This window comes from Cognatundibacterium rugosum (genome assembly GCF_014284365.1).
Taxonomy (GTDB): Bacteria; Pseudomonadota; Gammaproteobacteria; order Burkholderiales; family Burkholderiaceae_D; genus Undibacterium; species Undibacterium rugosum.
Window position 1 is genome coordinate 13,306 of the sequence record NZ_JACOGG010000026.1, and the last position, 16,962, is coordinate 30,267.

Annotated in this window: 14 protein-coding genes; 4 read left to right on the forward strand and 10 right to left on the reverse strand. The window is 52.2% G+C overall.

The genetic code is table 11. The features are described from left to right. Positions 1-15: 15 nt before the first annotated feature. The 5 genes from H8K47_RS16615 to bcsZ form a co-directional block, all read right to left on the reverse strand. Positions 16-651, reverse strand: coding sequence for a CatA-like O-acetyltransferase (locus H8K47_RS16615; protein ID WP_186882506.1), 636 nt, complete (start codon positions 649-651; stop codon positions 16-18). A gap of 94 nt (positions 652-745) precedes the next feature. Next, positions 746-1,681, reverse strand: coding sequence for a transaldolase (tal, locus tag H8K47_RS16620; RefSeq protein ID WP_186882507.1), 936 nt, complete (start codon positions 1,679-1,681; stop codon positions 746-748). Positions 1,682-1,701: 20 nt separating this feature from the next. After that, positions 1,702-2,760 (reverse strand): selenide, water dikinase SelD, encoded by a 1,059-nt coding sequence (gene selD / locus H8K47_RS16625; protein WP_186882508.1) that lies wholly within the window; start codon positions 2,758-2,760, stop codon positions 1,702-1,704. A gap of 160 nt (positions 2,761-2,920) precedes the next feature. After that, positions 2,921-4,354 (reverse strand): DEAD/DEAH box helicase, encoded by a 1,434-nt coding sequence (locus H8K47_RS16630; RefSeq protein ID WP_186882509.1) that lies wholly within the window; start codon positions 4,352-4,354, stop codon positions 2,921-2,923. A gap of 399 nt (positions 4,355-4,753) precedes the next feature. Further along, positions 4,754-5,944 (reverse strand): cellulose synthase complex periplasmic endoglucanase BcsZ, encoded by a 1,191-nt coding sequence (gene bcsZ, locus H8K47_RS16635; protein WP_186882510.1) that lies wholly within the window; start codon positions 5,942-5,944, stop codon positions 4,754-4,756. A 215-nt stretch (positions 5,945-6,159) separates the two neighbouring features. Here bcsZ and modA point away from each other — a divergent pair, with 215 nt between their 5' ends. Genes modA through H8K47_RS16655 form a run of 4 tightly spaced genes read left to right on the forward strand, consistent with a single transcriptional unit; the run spans position 6,160 to position 8,952 of the window. Beyond that, complete coding sequence (modA, locus tag H8K47_RS16640) at positions 6,160-6,924, forward strand: molybdate ABC transporter substrate-binding protein (protein WP_230410231.1); 765 nt, start codon at positions 6,160-6,162, stop codon at positions 6,922-6,924. After that, entirely contained in the window at positions 6,921-7,397 is a 477-nt protein-coding gene (locus tag H8K47_RS16645) for a TOBE domain-containing protein (protein ID WP_186882511.1), read from the forward strand. Before modA ends, H8K47_RS16645 begins: the two co-directional genes overlap by 4 nt. Further along, positions 7,394-8,077 (forward strand): molybdate ABC transporter permease subunit, encoded by a 684-nt coding sequence (gene modB, locus H8K47_RS16650; protein ID WP_186882512.1) that lies wholly within the window; start codon positions 7,394-7,396, stop codon positions 8,075-8,077. The genes H8K47_RS16645 and modB overlap by 4 nt, the downstream gene beginning before the upstream one ends. Further along, positions 8,074-8,952 (forward strand): ABC transporter ATP-binding protein, encoded by an 879-nt coding sequence (locus H8K47_RS16655; RefSeq protein ID WP_186882513.1) that lies wholly within the window; start codon positions 8,074-8,076, stop codon positions 8,950-8,952. The genes modB and H8K47_RS16655 overlap by 4 nt, the downstream gene beginning before the upstream one ends. Before the next feature lie 102 nt (positions 8,953-9,054). Here the strand turns inward: H8K47_RS16655 and fabI are convergent, their stop codons facing one another. The 5 genes from fabI to H8K47_RS16680 all read right to left on the reverse strand — a co-directional run bounded on the left by fabI (position 9,055) and on the right by H8K47_RS16680 (position 15,881). After that, positions 9,055-9,849, reverse strand: a complete 795-nt coding sequence (gene fabI, locus H8K47_RS16660) for an enoyl-ACP reductase FabI (protein ID WP_186882514.1) — start codon at positions 9,847-9,849, stop codon at positions 9,055-9,057. 301 nt (positions 9,850-10,150) lie between these two features. Further along, positions 10,151-11,884: an ABC transporter ATP-binding protein gene (locus H8K47_RS16665; protein ID WP_186882515.1), complete on the reverse strand. Its 1,734-nt coding sequence runs from the start codon at positions 11,882-11,884 to the stop codon at positions 10,151-10,153. A gap of 9 nt (positions 11,885-11,893) precedes the next feature. Continuing rightward, positions 11,894-13,033, reverse strand: a complete 1,140-nt coding sequence (locus H8K47_RS16670) for an ABC transporter permease (protein ID WP_186882516.1) — start codon at positions 13,031-13,033, stop codon at positions 11,894-11,896. A gap of 8 nt (positions 13,034-13,041) precedes the next feature. Continuing rightward, the gene (locus tag H8K47_RS16675) at positions 13,042-13,980 is read right to left on the reverse strand and encodes an ABC transporter permease (RefSeq protein WP_186882517.1); all 939 of its coding nucleotides are present in this window, start codon (positions 13,978-13,980) and stop codon (positions 13,042-13,044) included. A 53-nt stretch (positions 13,981-14,033) separates the two neighbouring features. Then, positions 14,034-15,881 (reverse strand): ABC transporter substrate-binding protein, encoded by a 1,848-nt coding sequence (locus H8K47_RS16680; RefSeq protein WP_186882518.1) that lies wholly within the window; start codon positions 15,879-15,881, stop codon positions 14,034-14,036. Positions 15,882-16,962: the final 1,081 nt, after the last annotated feature.

Below are 16,962 nucleotides of genomic sequence, written 5' to 3' on the forward strand. Positions count from 1 at the left end.
TGTCGTCAGTTTGTATCAGGGATGTTGCCTGAGTTGTTCGGTGAAAGCGTCGAAAAACTGATGTATATGATAAGCGTCCGCCAGTCCGTGGTGGGCGAATACCGCTACCGGAAATACCAGCTCCCCATTTTTTTCCACACATTTGCCGACAGAAACTTTAGGGGCGCTGTCTTTACCATCGTGATGGCGTGCATGCGTGATGCCATTGAAGGCGATCCAGGGCATGGCAGAAAAATGTATCACATCATCGCGCTGGCATTCCTGCGTAAAGCACAATCCCTCACTGCTTTTGACGCGCGCCATGCTGAGCTCAGCCTGTTCACAAAAAGCACCGAATGCAGGCTGATAGTCGATAGGGCAGAAGCCAAAGCTGTGATCTGCGCGGCCTATGGTGGCATTGGCGTGGATTTGCTGATACAGCACCACCTGATCCTGTTGCACGCGATAGCGCAGTTCAGGTATCTGGTTGATGGCTGCCAGACAGCGATGCAGATAAAACAGGAAAAATGAGATCTGATTGTCCCGGCAGAATTGACGTGCCTGGGTGCAGGGGATGTCTGCCACGATGCCATGAAAAGGTTCATGCAGGCCCGAGAAAAACGCAAAATGTTCGCGCCGTTTCCAGCTGCTGATATCGATCAGGGTCTTCATTTTTCCTTGCTGTGTATGCTTGGTGATTGAGGGAGTTGTGTATAAAAACAGGGCGCATCAGCGCCCTGTGAGTTCGGTTCAGTCTGCTCCGGCCTCAGCGCATTGCGGCGATCATTTGCTCCAGCTTGACTGTATCTGCACAGAAGGCACGTATGCCTTCCGCGAGTTTTTCTGTCGCCATCGCGTCTTCATTGAGCTGGAAGCGGAAAGCGCTTTCGCTGACTTCGATTTTACTGATATCAGCTTGTGCTGCCAGCTCCGCACTCAGCTTCGCAGTCACCGCATTATTGGAATCCGCCAGCTTTTGCAGCAGGTCAGGGCTGATCGTCAGTAAATCACAACCAGCCAGCTCCAGAATCTGCGAGGTATTACGGAAGCTCGCTCCCATGACTTCCGTCTTGTAGCCAAACTTGCGGTAATAGGTGTAGATGGATTTGACTGACAAGACACCGGGATCTTCAGCACCAAAGATTTCCTGACCGGTTTTAGCTTTAAACCAGTCATAAATACGGCCCACGAAAGGTGAAATCAGCTGAGCACCGGCTTCAGCGCAGGCAACTGCCTGGGCCAGGCAGAAGAGCAGCGTCATATTGCAACGTATGCCTTCTTTTTCCAGTATTTCAGCAGCGCGTATGCCTTCCCAGGTGGAAGCGATCTTGATCAGTACGCGTTCGCGCGGTACGCCGGCAGCCTCGTACAAGGCGATCAGCTGGCGGCCTTTAGCGACGGTCGCTGCGGTGTCAAACGACAGGCGTGCGTCGGTTTCCGTTGAAACGCGACCCGGGATTTCATTCAGGATTTGCAAGCCAAAAGAAATCAGCAAATGATCTATCGTGGCATCAATCGACTGACCCGCTGTTTCGGCTACGGCTTTTTCCAGCAAATGGCGGTATTCCGGTTTTTGAACTGCCTTCAGTATCAGCGAGGGATTGGTGGTCGCATCGCGTGGCGTATAGGCTTTGATCGCCTGGAAATCGCCGGTATCGGCAACCACGGTAGTGTACTGTTTCAGTTGTTCTAATTGATTCATGGTTAGTACAGTTTCAAAGATCAGGGGTTAACTTCAACGATAGGTGAGCCACGCACCATATCACCAATCACAGCAGCATGCAAAAATCCGCTGCTGCGGAAAACAGATAAAACCTGCTCTGTGACGGCGGGGTCACAGGCAATCAGCAAACCGCCCGAAGTCTGCGGGTCGGTCAACAGGGCTTGTTGTGCTGCGCTCAGTTGTGCTGACAGGCGCACTTCATGTCCGTAGGCCGCCCAGTTGCGGCCTGAGGCGCCGGTAATCATGCCGGCTGCCGCCAATGTGTCCACGCCGCTCAATAGCGGGATGTCATTCATGCGCAGATGTGCCGCCAGGGAAGAACCGCGACAGACTTCCAGTAAATGACCTAATAAACCAAAGCCAGTCACATCCGTCATCGCATGCACACCGTCCAGTTCCGACAGTGTTTGTCCCGGGCGATTCAGCTGGGTCGTGCTGGCGATCATGCTGGCATAGCCATCCTGATCCAGCGCCTGTTTTTTCAGTGCGGCCGACAGAATGCCTACACCCAGCGGTTTGCCCAGTATCAGCTGGTCGCCTGCGCGCGCACCGGCATTGCGTTTGACCTTGGACGGATGGATCAGTCCCATCACTACCAGACCATAAATCGGCTCAACGGAGTCAATGGTGTGGCCACCAGCAATGGGGATGCCCGCTTCGGCGCAGATAGATTCGCCACCGCGTATCACTTCGCCGATGACGTCGAGTGGAATCTGATTAACCGGCATACCGACCAGTGCCAGTGCCATGATGGGGGTGCCACCCATGGCGTAAATATCGGAAATTGCATTGGTCGCGGCAATACGGCCAAAATCAAATGCGTCATCTACGATAGGCATGAAAAAATCTGTGGTCGCAATCAGCGCCTGATGTTCATTGAGCTGATAGACGGCAGCATCATCTGAGGTTTCTATGCCGACTAATAATTGCGGCGGAACCGGAAAGCCAGTGGATTTTTTCAGGATTTCGGACAGGACGCCGGGTGCGATTTTGCAGCCGCAGCCACCTCCGTGGGAGAACGAGGTCAGGCGGACGGGTTGATCGGAAGTTGGGCTCATGGTTGCGTGCTGTATGCGTTAGTCAAGGCTTTGATTATACGCTGAGCTGCAGAGTATAAAAAAAGCGACCCCGGATGGGATCGCTTTTTTTTGATAGTGCTTATTTGATCTGCACCATATGGTATGTGGTGCTTAGATCAGATACTCAGATCAGCTAGACTTATTCGCCAAAAGAGCGACGTGCGCCACCTTCGCTGGAACGGTTGCCGCGATAACCACCGCCATTGCCGCCACCGCTGCCTTCTTTACGTGGGCCAGCTGGCTTACTGAAAGAACGCTGACCGCCTGGACGGCTGTTGCCGAAATTATTGCCAGATTTGCGGGTATCACCTGGTTTCCAGCCGCTAGGCTTGCGTGCAGCTGAGCGCGTTGGGGCTGGCGATTTCTTAGGCTCGTAACCTTCGATCACATCAACGGGTATCAATTGCTTAGTGAAGCGTTCGATACGTTTGACATGCATGCCTTCAGCATGATTTACCAGCGAGACCGCGATACCTTTACGGCCAGCACGACCAGTACGGCCGATACGGTGGACGTAGTCTTCCGGGAATTTTGGCAGGTCGTAGTTGAAGACGTGCGTGATGCCTGGTACGTCAATACCACGTGCTGCAACGTCAGTCGCTACCAGAACACGCACCTGGCCACGGCGCAGCGCGTCCAGTGTGCGGTTACGTGCGCCCTGATGCATGTCACCATGCAGGGCTGCAGCGGCAAAGCCAGCGATGTTCAGGCGATCCGCGATGCTGTCTGCATCACGTTTAGTCGCGGTAAACACCACGGCCTGATCCACGGAAACGTCACGCAGCAGGTAATCCAGCATGCGGTTTTTGTGGGACAGATCATCGACGAAATGCACTTTTTGCTGGATGTTTTCATGCTTGCTGGCAGAGCCTGCAATCTGAATGACCAGAGGTTCAGTCGTGATACGTTTTGCCATGTTGCCGACTACGCCATCCAGTGTTGCGGAGAACAGCATGGTTTGACGGGTAGGTGGCGTCGCAGCGACGATTTTTTCGATATCGTCGATGAAGCCCATGTCCAGCATGCGGTCAGCTTCGTCCAGTACCAGCATTTGCAATTCAGAGAAATCGATTTTGCCAGATTCCATATGGTCGATCAGGCGACCTGGGGTTGCGACCAGAATTTCCGGATTGCGCGACAGCAGTTGCATCTGTTTTGGGTAAGGCATACCACCCAGAATAGAAACGGCTTTCAGGCGGCGTGTGTATGCGCTGTATTTGTCAGTCGCGGTAGTGACTTGCAATGCCAGTTCGCGTGTTGGTGTCAGCACCAGCATTTTTGGTTTTGCAGCGACGAAACGTGGGCGGTCGCCGCGTGAGCGTGCAGCCTGACGTTCCTGGTTCGGTGTTTTACCGTTGGTATAAGTAACGACTTCAGCAGTAGCCAGTTTGTGTAATGCTGGCAGCATAAAGGCTGCGGTTTTACCGGAGCCAGTTTGGGACGAGACCATCAGATCACGTCCTTCAATCGCGGCAGGAATAGCCTGTTCCTGAACTGGCGTAGGCTTAGTGTAGCCAGAATCAGTCAGGGCGCGGATGATGTTAACGTGGAGGCCAAGTGCTTCAAAACTCATGAAATTCTTTCGTAAAAATGGAGCGCGCCACAAAACCTATGCGCGCAAAAATGCAGCGTCAAGCAAACGAAATGAACACAGAAAATCCAAAAACGGACGACAATGAAATTTCGGCACAAAAGCTTTGCGCCGGGATGATGTCTATCTAGTTACCAGACATGCAGGGCGGGAGGGCTTTTACGTGCACCATAAGGCTATGGGCACAGGCTTGCGATGCTACTCAGTTTCTCACTGCGCTAAAAGATTCGCTTTGTGAATCGATATATTGCAGTGCAAAAACGAAATCATACATGATTTTGTAAGATTCCGCAGTTTTTTTTGTAAATCGCATAGAAAGGCCGAGTTTGCAGGCGAAATGCATGCAGTTATGCTATCCCGGCTAAAATCAAGTGGCAGTCCTTAATGGCAGGCTGCAGCTTGCCATGCAAATTCGGCGCGGCCATCTGGCAAAAAGGCAAAACGCTTTTCCTGCCAACCGAGTCCGAACAGGGCCAATACCTGATCATAATAGGCATCTGGCCGTATGCCATTCGCTTGTATGCGCAAAGTTTGCTGCTGCAAGGCTTTGCTGTGTTGGCCGCTGCTCAGGAAGGGCAACAGTGCGGCAGAAAATCCGGTGGAACCGGGATTTTTCGCTTCTCCGGTCTGGATGTTGACGAACTCAGGCGGATAGCCCAGTTGTTCAGTCAAGGCTGCCATCGGGGCAAAGTGCCGCAGCAGGCGTGAGCGTTCCGGGTCCTGTGCATGCAGCATACCGGCCCACAAATATACCCGGATCGCGTTGTAGCCACCATCGCCTTTTTCCGCGCCGTTCAGGTCAGGTGAGAAGCTGGCGCGGCCGCTGGGGGTAGTCTGGTAAATGATCCAGTCCGGACTGAACCCCTTAGGTGCAGACTGGATCAGCAAACGGAATGAGGCTTGCGCCATCTGTTGCCAGCGTAGATCGTGCTCTTTGATCGCCAGCCAGCGCAGCAATTGCAAAGGCACATAACTGGGATTGAGTTTCCAGCGTTTTTCACCGAGATCAAAACCATGCGGTGCCGGCAGTAGGCTGAAGCCCAAACCGGGCAAATCCAGACTCTCTTCCCGTAGTACGCGTTGTGCCAGCAGGCTGCCGAGGGCTGAGTAAGATGCGTTGCCCCAGATATCGCCAGCCAGTAGCAGAGAGTAAGCCATCCACACATCCGCGTCAGAAGCTGAATTATGATCGATCACGCCCCAGCTTTGATCGGCACGTTGCCCCCATTGCCAGGCGGGTAGCCTTACCGTCAGATCTCCTCCGGCCAGATTATTGCCGGTCCAGTGCAGCAGTTGTTTGAAACTGGTCTGATCATTAGCCGCCATCGCAAAAAACATGGCATAGGCCTGTCCTTCAGATACCGTCGGTTTGATGCTGCCGCTATGGTCCACCACGCGGCCATCTTTAGTGATGAATTGCTGACGGAAATGCTCCCAGGCTGGCCATGACGTGCAATTGCCCGCTGTGGCAGCAAAGCTGAGTCCGCTCAGGCTGAGTGCTGCGCTACCTATGCAGATGCGGACACAGTTGCGTATGCCGTGGTGTAGCAATGAACGTAAGGATAAGCGCATGTCAGTTCAGGAAAATCAAGCAGGATGAGGCTGGCAAATTGAGCAAAGTGACCTGGACTGTTAGTATGTCTGCCATGTCAGCGTTAGTCACGCCGGGTCGACGGTGCCGCACCGTCTTGCATGGAACACTTACGATCACAGACCTTGATGCAAAAACTATTTGCCGCATTGTACTGAACTCTGTGTCGCAGAATATGAATTTTAGGATGAAGAAGATGAAATTTTTCCGCAGCCTGATGCGCAGCAGTTTGTGCTGCGCTCTGTTTTTTTCAGTGGCCGTGCAGGCCGAAACGCTCTCTGTCGCGGTCGCTGCCAATGTGCAGTTTGTGTTTGATGATTTGAAAGCCACGTTCAAACAAGATACCGGTCATGAGTTGCAGGCCAGTTTCAATTCCTCTGGTAAGTTCGTGGCGCAAATCAGCAATGGTGCACCGTTTGATGTGTTCTTATCGGCGGATATGGAATTTCCTGAGAAGCTGCATAAAGATGGTTACGCCATGCAGGCACCGAAAGTGTATGCCTATGGCGCGCTGGTGCTATGGACCATGAAAGACCTGGATTTACAGCAGTGGCAAGCTGCTTTGCAGCAGGCCAGGGTCAGCAAGATCGCCATGGCAAATCCTAAGACGGCACCGTATGGACGTGAAGCCATGCGCGTGTTGAGTGCGTATCAGCTGGAGCAGTCTTTGCAGCCCAGGCTGGTATTTGCCGAGAGCATAGCGCAGACCAATCAATACATCCACTCGGGGGTTGCTGACCTCGGATTTACGGCCAAATCGGTGGTGCTGTCACCAGAAATGAAGGGGCAGGGCAAGTGGCTGGAATTACCGCGCGATGTATATCAGCCGATTGCACAGGGCGCTGTTATTTTGAAGCATGGTAAAGAGCAGCATGCGGCTGTGTCGCAGCAATTCTATGACTTTATCTATTCCGCCAAAGCGCGTGCCATCTTTGCGCGTTACGGCTACATCCTGCCATGAATCAGCTCAGCGGCCGCTTGCTGGCGATAGACACCCATGGCAGCGTCAGTATCGCCGATGTCGCGGTCGGTGAACATTGCACATTGACCCTGACTGCGATGGTGTTGGGGGCTGCGCATCCGGCAACTACATGGTGTGCCGGGCAGCCTGTGACGATGCTGTTCAAAGAATCAGAAGTCGCGTTAGCCAGACAACTTAGCGGTCAGATCAGCCTGCGTAACCGTATGCCTGGCCAGGTAGTCGCACTGGAGCAGGGACGTTTGCTGACACGGGTCAGGCTGGCGCTGCAGGATGTGCCTGACACTTGCATAGAATCCTTAATTACCACGCGCTCTGCAACGTCGATGCAACTGGTCATCGGCGATCAGCTCGAAGCGCTGGTGAAGTCGAATGAAATGAGTATGGTGCCGCAAGTTGACTCCCAAATTCAGTCGCAAATTCAGCACGGCGCCGCCGCGCAGGAGCCAGCATGAGCGGCGTCGACTGGCAGCCTTTATGGCTAACCCTGAAACTGGCAACGGCCACTACGCTGCTGCTGATACTGTGCGGTATTCCCATCGCTTATCGCATCGCATTTTCACAAAGCCGTTTGAAGCCGTTGTGGGAAACTCTGGTCAGTATGCCGCTGGTGTTGCCGCCGTCGGTACTCGGCTTTTATTTGCTGCTCGCGTTCAGTCCTCAGCATGCATTCGGCGCCTGGCTGGAGCAGTATCTGCATCTGAAACTGGTGTTCAGTTTTGCCGGTTTACTCATTGGTTCTGTGATTTTCAGTTTGCCGTTTATGGTGCAACCTGTGCAGTCTGCTTTACAAAATTTGCCGCCATCATTGCTGGAAGCGTCACGCACGCTGGGTAAGCCTGACTGGTACACCTTGCTGCGCATTTTATTGCCGAATATCCGTCCGGCTTTATTAAGCGGCATCGTCTTGAGTTTCGCGCATACCGTCGGCGAATTCGGTGTGGTGCTGATGATAGGCGGGAATATCCCTGGTGTTTCCAAAGTCGCTTCGATAGCGATTTATGATGAAGTCGAAAGCCTGAATTATGCCTCGGCCCATGCTTATGCGGCAGTGTTACTGGTGATGAGTTTTTCTATCCTGTTGACGGTGTATATCGTCAACCGGCGTCACGCGCGCGGGCAGGGGGGCGCATGATAGAAATCAGTCTGCGTCATCCCATGCAAACCGCCAGCGGACCAGAATGGCTGGAGCTGGATTTGTCTATTCCGAATCAGGATTTCTGCGCGTTGTCTGGCAGTTCCGGTGCAGGTAAAACCACCTTGCTGCGTATGCTGGCAGGCCTGTCTGTGCCGCAGTCTGGCCGTATCGTGGTGAATGGTGAAGTCTGGCTCGATACCGCGCGGTCAGTGTGTCGCCAGCCGCAGCAGCGCGCGGTGGGCATGGTGTTTCAGGACTACGCGCTGTTCCCGAATCTGACCGTGGCACAGAACGTCGGCTACGCCTTAGCACACGATCAGCAAGACAGTTTGCAGCGTTTGCTGGCGCTGAATGAGTTGACGGCCTTGAGTCAGCGTTTGCCCGGCAGTTTATCGGGTGGGCAAAAGCAAAGAGTCGCACTGGCACGTGCGCTGGCGCGTGTGATCGGTAGTCCGGCGCGTTTGTTATTGCTGGATGAGCCTTTGTCCGCGCTCGATGTCAGTCTGCGCGCACAGTTGCAGGATAGTCTCGCCAGCCTGCATGCCGAGTTGGGTTTGACCACGCTGTTGGTCAGTCACGATCTGGGAGAAATTTTCAAACTCGCACAGACAGTATTCGTGCTGGAGCGTGGCCGCATTCAGCGTTACGGTATTCCGGCTGAGGTGTTTTTGCGGCAAAAAATGCAGGGCCAGTTGCAACTGCGCGCGCAGGTACTGGCGATTCGTCAGGAAGAAGTAATTTTTATTGTCTCGCTGCTGGTCGGGCAAGACATCATAGAAATCATGGCATCCGCAAGTGAAGTTGCGCAACTACAAACAGGCGCACACATCACCATTTCGACCAAGGCATTCAGTCCTCTGATTTTTGCTTAGCCAGTGCAGATCAATCTGCAAGTTCATGGCGACATAAAAAAAGCTGCAGTGTTTACTGCAGCTTTTTTATCAGACAGACTGACTGTATGCGATGGCGCTGTATCAGCGATCGTAAGTGTCAGCGTTCAGGCCCATCACGTGCGAGAAGCCACCATCAACGTAGGTGATTTCGCCGGTGATACCGTTCGCCAGATTGGACAGCAGGAAGGCTGCGGTATTGCCCACGTCTTCGATCGTCACGTTACGGCGCAGTGGTGCATGATCCGCAACGAAGCCCAGCAGTTTGCCGAAATCTTTAATGCCGGAAGCGGCCAGAGTTTTGATCGGACCTGCGGAAATACCATTGACGCGAATGCCTTTTTTGCCCAGATCTTCGGCCAGATAACGGACCGATGCTTCCAGTGCCGCTTTCGCCATACCCATGGTGTTGTAGTGCGGGATAGCACGGATAGCGCCCAGATAAGACAAGGTCAGCAAAGCAGAATCCTGACGCAGCATAGGTAATGCAGCTTTTGCCATTGCCGGGAAGCTGTAAGCAGAAATGTCGTGCGCAATGCGGAAGGCTTCACGTGAGAAACCATCAAGGAATTCACCGGCAATCGCTTCACGTGGTGCAAAGCCAATCGCGTGGACCAGACCATCGAGCTGATCCCAGTGCTGGCCCAGATCTTTGAATACTGCGTCGATTTGTTCATCGCTGGCGACGTCGCAATCGAATACCAGCTTGCTGTCAAATTCTGCAGCGAAGTCTGTAATTCTGTCTTTGAAACGCTCACCGACATAGGTGAACGCCAGTTCCGCACCTTCACGTTTGCAGGCTTGTGCAATACCGTAAGCGATGGAACGGTTAGACAGCAAACCGGTGATCAGAATTTTTTTGCCTTGCAGAAATGCCATGTTGACTCCAGATTGTATCCCAGTATTGATGCGGCTTAGCGCATGAAAATGCCTGAAAAGCCGCATGAATACTGGGATGGTGTTATTCATGATTTGCTCAGCCGCCCTTTTCAGGGAACTGAAATGCGGTGGCGGAAAAGGCCGCGCCGCGGCAACAGGTCGGAATTGTAAGTGCTAAGCGGGATTCGGGCAAATTTTCTGTTTGTGCTGCGCGCTATCCGGCTTAGCCTGGGTAAAAAAGGCACGGTCGTCTGTTTATGTCCGGTTGAGATACCGCACCGTGCCTTTACTGTAACGAAGGCTATGCCTGTTGCTCCAATGGCTGTAAGCCGCGTGGAATCGCATTCAGCAGGCTGCGGGTATAGGCTTGTTGCGGAGCCTGATACAAGGTATCCGAATTCGCCAGCTCAACGACTTTACCATGATGCATCACCATGACCTGATCGGCGATGTATTTCACCACGGCCAGATCATGCGAGATAAAGATGTAGGACAGACCAAATTCATCCTGCAAATCCTGCAACAGGTTCAGCACTTGTGCTTGCACCGACACATCGAGTGCCGATACCGATTCATCACAGATCAGCACTTCCGGCTTCATACTCAGGCAGCGTGCAATCGCTATTCTTTGCCGCTGACCGCCGGAAAACTCGTGCGGATAGCGGTAGAACGCAGTCTGTGGCAATCCCACTTTATCCAGCAACTGGCAGGCCAGTCGTATGCGCTCTTGTTCATTGGCACCGATCTGATGGATGTGCATGGGCTCCATCAGGATCTGGCCGATGGTAAAACGCGGATTGAGCGAGGCATACGGATTCTGGAAAATGATTTGTATGCGTCGCTTATAGGGCAGGAAGGCTTTGTTGGACAGCGCCAGAATATCCTCGCCATCAAACAAGGCCTGACCGCTGCTGGCCTGATGGATGCGCATCAGCGTCAGACCTACCGTGGTTTTGCCTGAGCCGGATTCGCCAACGACTCCCAGCGTTTTGCCGCGTGCGAGCCGGAAGCTGACCTGATCAATCGCCTTGAACTCTTTTTTACCAAATAAGCCTTCCCGCGTATAAAAACTTTTACTCAGATTGCGCACGTCCAGCACGATGTCTTCCTGCCCGTCCAGACCACGGCTGCGTTCTTTTTGCTGCGGTAAATGGCCTGCATGCTGCATGAAATCGGCAATCACTGGCAGCCGCCACGGGCGCGTGTCCAGGCTAGGGCGGCAATGCAGCAGCGCCTGTGTATAGCTATCCTGAGGCGCGTCAAAAATTTGACGTACTGTACCGGTTTCGCGGATTTCGCCATGCCGCATCACGATCACGTGATCCGCAATTTCACCCACCAATGCGAGGTCATGCGTAATGAACAGCACCGACATCTGATGCTTGATACGCAGTGTATTGATCAGGTCGATAATCTGCTTTTGTATCGTGACATCCAGTGCAGTGGTCGGTTCATCGGCAATCAATAATTTTGGTTCGCAGGCGATCGCCATCGCAATCATCACACGTTGTTGCTGACCGCCAGACAACTGGCTTGGGTAGGCATCAATTTTGCGCGCCGGATCCGGTATGCCGACTTCTTCCAGCAAGGCCAGCGTGCGCAGTCTGGCCTGTGCGGCGTCCATGCCCTTATGCAGGCGCAGCACTTCCGCAATCTGGAAGCCTACGGTGAACACCGGATTGAGCGAAGTCATCGGCTCCTGGAAGATCATGGATATCTCTTTGCCGCACAATTGGCGGCGCTGCTCACGATCCAGTTCCAGTAAATTTTTGCCTGCAAACAGGATGCGGCTGTCATTGGCGATGGACGAGGTATCTGCTGGCAGCAAACCCATAATCGCGAGTGAGCTGACTGATTTGCCGCTGCCGGATTCACCGACCAGCGCGACCGTTGCATTGTGTGGAATCTGAAACGAGATTCCTTTGACGGTCTCTACGCTGTCCTTTTTATTGACGCGGAAAGACACGCGCAGATTGTCGATTTGCAGCAGTGGCGCAGTGCTGGTGTCCGTGACCGAAGATGAAATTGTCGTCATGATCTGTCCTTATTTCAGTTTCGGATCGAGCGCGTCGCGCAGCGCATCGGTGAATAATGAGAATGCAGTGACCAGCAGGGCCATGGCCACAGTGGCTGCAGTCAGTTGCCACCATTTGCCAAGTATCAGTTCATTTTGCGCTTCATTGAGCATACTGCCCCAGGATACGGTGCCTACCGGTACCCCAAAGCCAAGGAAACTCAGGATCACTTCCGACTTGATAAATCCCACCACCAGTATCGAGACCTGAACCAGCGCCACATGGCTGATATTCGGGAAAATATGAATAAACATCTTGCGCAGATGGGAGGCGCCGATTGCATCAGCCGCCCACACATATTCTCTGGCCTTATGCTTCATGTATTCGGCGCGTATCAGGCGGAAAGGGCCGGTCCAGCCAGTCAGTGCCAGGATCAGGATGATGGTGCCCACGCCTTTTTGCTGTAACACGGCAGCGACGGATAGTATCAACAGCAAATAAGGGATAGACGTGAAAATGCTGTAGAACCAGTTAAAAAAATCATCGACCCGTCCGCCGAAGTAACCGGCGGTGGCACCGAACAGTGTGCCGAGCAGCGTCGCGAGCAAGGCGGCAACAATGCCAACTAAAATCGACGTTTCCGCGCCTTTGATGGTTTTTTTGATGATGTCGTGGCCCCATTTGTCAGCGCCGAAAGGCAGGCTGTCGGCACGCTCCAGATGTTGTACCTGCTGTTTTTTTGCCAGTTCAGCCTGAATCTCCGCCAGCTCCTGAGCGATAGGGTCGACCACTTCGCTACTGTCTTTATTCTCTGGCTGACTGGTCGTCGCTGCCGCGTCTTTATTGCTCTGAGCCTGGTTCAACTCGCGTATCACATCGCGCAGTGGATCCAGCGGATTGTCGGCGACTACTGGGGTGGCTTCCGGCTTGCTAAGTTGCTCACCGGGTGGCTGGGTGAGCTGCTGATTCGCTGTGTGCAGAAAGCCCGGTGGCGCATAGCTGACACCGGCCTCAGTGTCCCAGTCAGCCGCAATCAGTCCGCTGTAAGACAGCATTAGTAACAGCATAAACAGGCTGACGACGCCGAGCGAGATCATGGCGACTGAGTCGGCTTTCAGGCGGCGCCATGCCAGCGCCCACAGTCCGGGTGAGTTGACTTGATTCATCATGAGCTGATTCATTTCAATTGAACACGTGGATCGACTGCCTGATACATCAGGTCAGCCAGGAGATTAAACGCCATGGTGGCAGCGGCCACATACACCGTGATCGCTTTAATCACAGGGAAGTCGCTGCGTTCCACCGCCAGGATGACTTCGCGTCCTATGCCCGGTATGGAAAAAAATCTTTCGATCAGAAACGCACCGATTAACAGGGCAGGCAAATTCGACATTACATGGGTGATGATAGGGATCGCTGCATTGCGTAAGACGTGCACCCATTTGACTCTGGCTTCAGACAGGCCTTTGGCACGCGCAGTACGTACATAGTCCTGATTGACTTCATCCAGAATAAAGGTGCGGAACAGACGCAGATTCGGTGCGACACCGACGGCCAGCGCAATCAGGATAGGCAGGGCGGAATAGCGCAACAAATTTTCAGCGAAGCTATTGCCCCAGCCCTGTACCGGAAACAGGCTGAGCTGGTAGGCAAATACATATTGACCGACGATGATGTAGACCAGAATACTGACCGACATGCCAACGGTACAGGCGATCATCACCGCGCGGTCAGTCAGCGAGCCGCGCCGGAATGCGATCACCAGGGCCAGCGCAATCGCGATCAGGGTTTCTATAATAGTCAGCGGGATCAGTACCGTCAGCGAGGGTCCCAGGCGGCTGCCTATAATCGAGGAAACGGCTTCGCCGGTACTCCAGCTATATCCAAAATTGAATGTCAGGATTTGCTTGATGAATATCCACAGTTGCACATAATAAGGCTGATCGATGCCAAGCTGGGTGCGGATATTGGCGATCTGCTCCTGACTCGACATTTTGCCAGCCAGGATATAGGCCGGATCACCGCCTACCCAGTTAAACAGGAAAAAAACCAGCAGGATGACACCCAGTAAAGTGGGTAGCATTTGCCACAGTCTGCGCACAATATAAGCGATCATATTTGTTCCAAAGTGGGGTACTTGTACAAAAAACGGAGCCGGTCAGCCCTGCATCATGGTGAAGCAGGGGCTTTATTTTTGTCGATATCGATATATAGCCATTCTGTATGCATCACCGGATGTTTGCGGTAACCGATGACTCTGTCCTGAGCCAGCATATTGCGATACCGCGCAAAGCCTATGCGTTGGGCAGAATACACTTCCATGATGCGAGCCATCTTGTGATACAGGCGATCACGCTCAGGGCCGGCAGGTAGTTTTTGCGACTGTTCATACAGGGCATCGTATTCAGGAATCGCGACGCAGCCATTATTATTCAGATGGATGTTTTTGCCGTAAAACAGCTGCATGAAATTATCACCATCCGGATAATCAGCCATCCAGGGCGAGATCCTTTGGGTTAGCTGACATTGTTTTTCGGCTTTGAGGATTTCGGCAAATGGACGGAAATCCGCTTTCATGCGTATACCTATGCTGTCATAGGTTTTTTTCCAGACTTCAGCTTGCGAATGTCCGCGTGATTCAGTTTGTGCGGTATGCACAATTTCCAGTGGTTTGCCATCGGGCAGGGTACGGTAACCGTCTTTCCCTTTTTTGTAGCCAAATTTATCCAGTAAGGCATTAGCGGCAGCCGGATTGTATTGAATCATGCTGCGGTATTGCGGATCATGACCGACCACGCCGGGTGGAATCGGGAATTGCAGCGGGATTGCCTCACCATTATCGACGATACGGATTTCATCTTCGACTTTGTGGGCCATCGCAATCGCACGACGCAGTGCAATTTTTTCTTTGCTAAGTCCGCCAAACACCGGGTCTTGCATATTCCAATAGTAAATCGCGAGTTCGGGATCGATGATGCGTGATAACTGCACGCCTTTTTTCTGAAATTCCGGTTTGAGTTTTCCATCCTTTAATACTTGCGGCGCAAGTCCGCCATACAGTTGGAATAAATCGGCTTCATCCTTTTGGAAGGCCAGCAGGCGTGACTGATCTTCCAGTATCACATTGACGATCACGCGGCCTATCTGGGGTAGACGCTTACCCTGCATGGCTTTCGCGATACCTTGATCTTCAGGTGACTGATTCGCTGCAAAATCCCAGTACACCGGCCGATAGTCAGGATTGGCATCTAATATCATCTTAGAACCGCGTACCCATTCCACCAGTTTGAACGGTCCGGTGCCGACTGGATTCGCCATTACCTGGCCTTGGAGGTCGCGGTATTTTTCCACTACTTCACGTGCAACAGCAGAGCTTGCTGTATACGACAAAATCATGGGTAAATTAAAATCGGGCCGCGTCAGGTGGATGCGCAGGGTATAGCGATCCGGCATCTCCAGTCCCGCTATCCGTGCATCGTAGTTAAAGTTGCCGCTTTTTTTAGCCTGCGCGTGCAGCTCATCCAAACCCAGAATTTTTCCTTCTAACAGCCAGCGGTGAGAAGAGGCGATTTTGGGGTCCATTAGTCGCATCCAGGAATAGACAAAATCTTGTACCGTTAATTCTCGCTTTTTGCCTCCGAACGCAGGATCGGGGGTAAAGAAGATGCCTTTCTTGATGCGTATGGTGTAGTTTTTTCCATCCTCAGAAATCTGCGGTAAGCCGTCGGCAGCTTCCGGAATAATTTTGGCTGGACTCGCCATATAGTCATAGCTATACAGGCGTTCGAATACCGCTTCAATAATTGCATTGGAATATAAATCTCTGGCTGCTGCGGGATCGAAGCCGGTTTCGGCAACAGGGAAGATGGTTCTTAGTACTTTTTCCGGATCGCCAAAGCTCGCTTTGCTATTGTCTGCCAGCGAAACGGAAGGCAAGATAAAACAGCAGAGCAGGGCAGCGCTGGCGCCGCGTTGTAGTGGGTGGATTAATTTCTGGCGAAAGTAGGTCAGTTCCATGCACTGGTCTCCGGCAAATACGTTAAAGCAAATACAGGGGGATGCGGGCGCATCAGGCACGGCATCGTATTTTTGTGACTGTTTCCCTGCTTTGGGTAGGGTTGAAACCCAAGCGTCGTCACCTTATAGCAAGTTCTTTGTGATGGATAGAATAAAAAAAGCATGGGCAAGTAAGAAAGCTGCACAAAATGAGTGCAAGGCGTTTACTTTAAGTGTGGTGGAAATGCGGAAAGTATCCTGATTTACAAAAAGAATTGCTGTCATGCGTAAAACAAGTGTTTTTGATTTGCACAATTTTTGCGAGTTTGAGGGCCCGTGATGTGACTGGAATGAAATTTTATTCAGTACCGGTGCTGTTTTGACGAATTTATGACTTAAGGTTTCTGGGGGGATTGTTTTTGCACCAAAAAATTGCTGCAGAGCACAAAAATATGCGTTTCCTTTTCCAGTTTTTTTTTGGCAAAATGCGCGCTGTTGTTTTTTCGGGAAACTGAGCGATTAGTCTATTGACAGGTGCGGTGCAGAAATGTTTCTATGCGCGGTCTGAAAATTTTGCAGCATTAATTTACAAAATGCGGGTAAGTTGTAAGCTTATTTACACTTGCTTACACGTGCTGCCTGATTTTCATCCCCTGGCACGTTGCTTGCTCAATTCTATACACATAGTTTCCTATCAGATGCGGAGGAGGGCTATTGCTGCTTCCGTGCCCATTTTTTGTGGCGGACAGGGGAACTTTGCGAGGTTTTGTGAGAGAGTGATACAGTGAACAAAATTTTATGTGCTGATTGGTTTTTGGCATTGTGTTTAATTTTGAATTCCTCGCTGCCAGTAAGTTGTTAAGTGGTTTTTGTAGCTTTCGATTTAGAAGCTGGCTGAAGCACTTATAATCTTTTTTTGTGTAAGAAGTTTTGACTTGTGTCAGATAGTTGACCTTGTGGTTTTGGAGGAGTACTAATGGATTTTTCAGATCGCCAGCAAGAGCCGGGTAAGAAGTTCCTGGGCATAGGGCTGGTAGTGGCATTTCACGCGGTATTGGTGTACGCACTGGCCAATGGCCTGGGCACCAAACTCGTTGAAATC